General features: G+C 62.0%; 3 protein-coding genes and 1 pseudogene. 2 read left to right on the top strand and 2 right to left on the bottom strand.

Annotated elements, in window-relative coordinates; genetic code table 11:
* Positions 1–1,080 (bottom strand): annotated as a pseudogene (locus ENZ75_RS25955) (autotransporter outer membrane beta-barrel domain-containing protein); the annotation flags it as partial.
* Between the two features lie 437 nt (positions 1,081–1,517).
* Between ENZ75_RS25955 and ENZ75_RS25950 the strand changes: the two are divergent.
* Both ENZ75_RS25950 and ENZ75_RS25945 read left to right on the top strand, forming a co-directional pair.
* Positions 1,518–1,787 (top strand): hypothetical protein, encoded by a 270-nt coding sequence (locus tag ENZ75_RS25950; protein ID WP_245481238.1) that lies wholly within the window; start codon positions 1,518–1,520, stop codon positions 1,785–1,787.
* Between the two features lie 126 nt (positions 1,788–1,913).
* Positions 1,914–2,384, top strand: a complete 471-nt coding sequence (locus ENZ75_RS25945) for an NUDIX hydrolase (protein ID WP_013529616.1) — start codon at positions 1,914–1,916, stop codon at positions 2,382–2,384.
* Positions 2,385–2,388: 4 nt separating this feature from the next.
* On the opposite strand, the gene ENZ75_RS25940 is transcribed toward ENZ75_RS25945, so the two are convergent.
* Entirely contained in the window at positions 2,389–3,240 is an 852-nt protein-coding gene (locus ENZ75_RS25940) for a citryl-CoA lyase (protein WP_063168996.1), read from the bottom strand.
* Between the last annotated feature and the right edge of the window lie 80 nt (positions 3,241–3,320).

The raw sequence follows: 3,320 nt of genomic DNA, 5'->3' as shown, positions 1-3,320 counted from the left end.
GCCGCCGCCGCCACCGCCAACCGACTGCACGACCATGCCGCTGACAAAATCTCCCCGAGTTGTGATGGTCCCGGAGTTTATCCCCTCGGCATTGCCGCCGATTGTCGGCACGCCCCCATTGCCGCCGTTACCCACGATACCGAAACCACTTGCACCATCACCGGCAACGCCGCCCGCCGACCGCACAAGCATACCCTTCGAGAAAGCCCCGTCCGTGGAAATGGAGCCGGCATTATCGCCTTTCGCGTCACCGCCGAAACCGCCATTGCCGCCATTGCCACCCTTGCCGGCACCGATCGCAGCGCCCAAGCCGCCATTGCCGCCGCGCCCTCCGCTGGAATTGACGGTGATGCCGTTCGAATTGACCCCGTGCGTGATGATATTGCTTTCGATCGTAGTGGTCACGGTCGCCGTGCCGCCATCGCCACCCCGCCCGCCGACGCCGCCCTTACCGCCTACCGCGATGGCGAATGCCCATGCGCCGTTACCACCATCCCCACCGCTGGCGTCGCCCGATATGCCGGGAGCATTGTCCCCCGATGTTTCGAGGGCGCCAGATGCGTTGTTTGTTATATCGACGGTTCCGCCCTTGGCGCCATCGCCGCCTTTACCACCCTTGATCTCCACAAAAGGCGGGACGGCTGTTGCATGGACAGCCGAGCCGCCATCGCCGCCGCGCCCACCCCGGGCGCTGCCAACGAAAGCGGCCTCCCCGGAGGTCGTGCGGCCGACACTATTCGTTCCCGTAGCCGGCGCCACCGGCGAATGGCCATCTCCGGCGTCAGCAGTACCGATTCCGTCATCACCATTGTCGCCCGGTGCACCATCCGTATTGATGGACAATTGCTGCGCATGGGCCGGAGATTGAGCGTAAGGAAAGACCAGCCCCACCAGTGCCGTAGCGCAAAGCAATCGAGCTATCCGTTTGGGCAGAGTGGCGAGACATTGATTCGGCCGGCCGGGCAAACCCTTCTGAGTCGCCGCGGCATCACGAAGAACTTCCTCAGAACATGCCCTGGCTGAACCGTCGTCGGCCGATGCGCACGACAATACGGCAACGCGCTCTGTGAACAAAGCCATGCACTTACCCCCCATTTTACGGGGGCGCGCCTCAATGCCTGCTTGAGTCCGACGCCACCGCTATGCTCTGCTCATGCAATTGCAATAAGGATGCCGGCACTGTGCAATAAGGTTCAATGCATTAAAACAGGGCATCCGTATTCCCACTTGCGGAGCTCTGACTCAATTAGAATACATTAACTTATGCCGGATGAAACCAAAAATTTACGTGGGGAACACTGACCAAAGCCACCGACGTTTCATAGTCATCATATGATGACTATCTGCCGTTTCGCGGCCGAAATCGCAGAACAAAGCGATTGGACCGCCCGATTTCGTGATACTCGACCCGCTGGCCATGGCATCGACGCGCAAACGCCCTATATCAAAGGACAGAGTTTTTGCGCGGGAATGAACGGATGTCGGCACTTCGGCCATCAACGATCTTCACAGTGGCAATGCTGGCCACGGCAGTGCTGGCGGGCGTTTGCCTGCCGGCTTCCGCGCAAGCGCTCAATCCCGCTACCGGCAACAATGCGCTGATCCGGCAGAACGACCTGCAAATCCTGCAAAACAGGATACAGCGGCAGCAATATCAACAGCAACAGCAGCAGAATCGCGCCCAGGACCGCCAGATCTTTCAGCAACCGCCACCGGTCGTGCAGCAGCTCAAGCCAAGCTGCCAGACACAGATAATCGGCACCACCGCCGTGAGCAATTGCCGCTGACATCAAGGCCTTTTTCGTTTATTTAGCCGACTTATGTATTTCGAGTGTCGTTGGCACATGCGAAAGTTTTGGTTTTGCAACGACGCCTTGTCGCGCTATGCGGCATTGCATCGACTGGATTGACGAATGGCAGCCACCAAGAAAAAGGCCGTACGCAAGGCAAAGAAGGGCGAGAGAATCCGCCAGGTGGCGGCTATTCCCTTCCGGCTGACCGCGCGTGGCGATATCGAGGTGATGCTGGTCACGTCGCGTACCACCAGGCGCTTCATCGTCCCCAAGGGCTGGCCGATGAAGGGCAAGAGCGGACGCAAGGCGGCCACCATCGAGGCGCAGGAGGAAGCCGGCGTGCTCGGCAAGACGCTGAAGCAGCCGGCGGGCACCTATTCCTACTGGAAGCGGCTGGCAAATCGCTTTGTCCGCGTCGACGTCATCGTCTACCTGCTCGAGGTGAGCGAGGAACTGGCCGACTGGCAGGAAGCCAAACGACGCCAGCGGGCCTGGCTGGCGCCAGCCGATGCGGCCATGCTCATCGACGAGCCGGATCTTTCAACGTTGGTGAAGACGCTGAAGATCCCTGTGCAGGTGGACCAGGCGTAGAGCCTCACTCGCCGGGGTCATCGCTTTCGGGAAACGGCCGCACCGGCGTGCCGGTATAGGCCCACAGCCACTCGCGCGGCAGCGGCCCCTTGTTTCGCTCGGCCTGCTGCGACTGCTCCCAGGCATGCGCCAGGATGCCGACCGAGCGCGACAGCACGAAAAGCCCTCGCGTCAGCGGCGGCGGAAAACCGAGTTCGCCATAGATGACGGCGGTGGCGCCATCGATGTTGAGGGGTATTTTTTTCCCCTTGCGGCGTTCGACATCCGCCTCGACCGCTTCGGCGATATCGGCGAAACGCCCATTGACGGCACCGCGTGCGGCAAATTCGCGGGTCAGTTCCAGCAAGCGCGGCGCGCGCGGGTCGACGGGATGGAAGCGATGTCCGAGCCCCGGCACATAGCCCTTCTCCTCGGCGAAGAACCGGTCGAGCCGCGCCGAGACCGCCTCATTCAGCGTCATCCCGGCATCAATCGCCACGGCAATGTCACCATAAAAGGAAAGCGCCTGCTCGCCGGCGCCTCCATGCACGTCGCCGAGAACGTTGATGGCCGAGGCCATGGCGCTGTTGATACCGACGCCGCAGGTTGCAGCCATGCGCGCGATGGCAATCGATGGCGCCTGCGGTCCATGGTCGACGGCGGCAGCCAAGGCAATGCCGAGCAATTCTGCCTGGTCCTCGCTGGGCAGTTCGCCGCGCAGCATCAGCCAGATGACAGCCGGAAAGCTGACGCGGCCGATCAGATCCTGGATCTCGTAGCCACGCAGCCGGATGACACCTGGCCGCATCTCGATGATGTCGGTCTGCCACCATTCCTCGCCGCGCTCACGGCCCGTCTTCTTCTCCGTGCCGCTCATGCGCGTGCCTTTGTCCTGGTGCGGGGCGGCAGGTCGGCGAACATATGAGCGTGGTGTTCCCCGACCTGCCGCCCCGCCCC

The organism is Mesorhizobium sp. M7A.F.Ca.CA.002.04.1.1, from assembly GCF_004022805.1.
In the GTDB taxonomy this organism is placed as follows: domain Bacteria; phylum Pseudomonadota; class Alphaproteobacteria; order Rhizobiales; family Rhizobiaceae; genus Mesorhizobium; species Mesorhizobium ciceri.
This window is presented reverse-complemented; position numbering and strand designations above follow the sequence as displayed.

Coding starts and splice junctions, on each gene's coding strand:
- ENZ75_RS25950 (WP_245481238.1), top strand. CDS start 1,518: ATGCTGGCCACGGCAGTGCTGGCGGGCGTTTGCCTGCCGGCTTCCGCG.
- ENZ75_RS25945 (WP_013529616.1), top strand. CDS start 1,914: ATGGCAGCCACCAAGAAAAAGGCCGTACGCAAGGCAAAGAAGGGCGAG.
- ENZ75_RS25940 (WP_063168996.1), bottom strand. CDS start 3,240: ATGAGCGGCACGGAGAAGAAGACGGGCCGTGAGCGCGGCGAGGAATGG.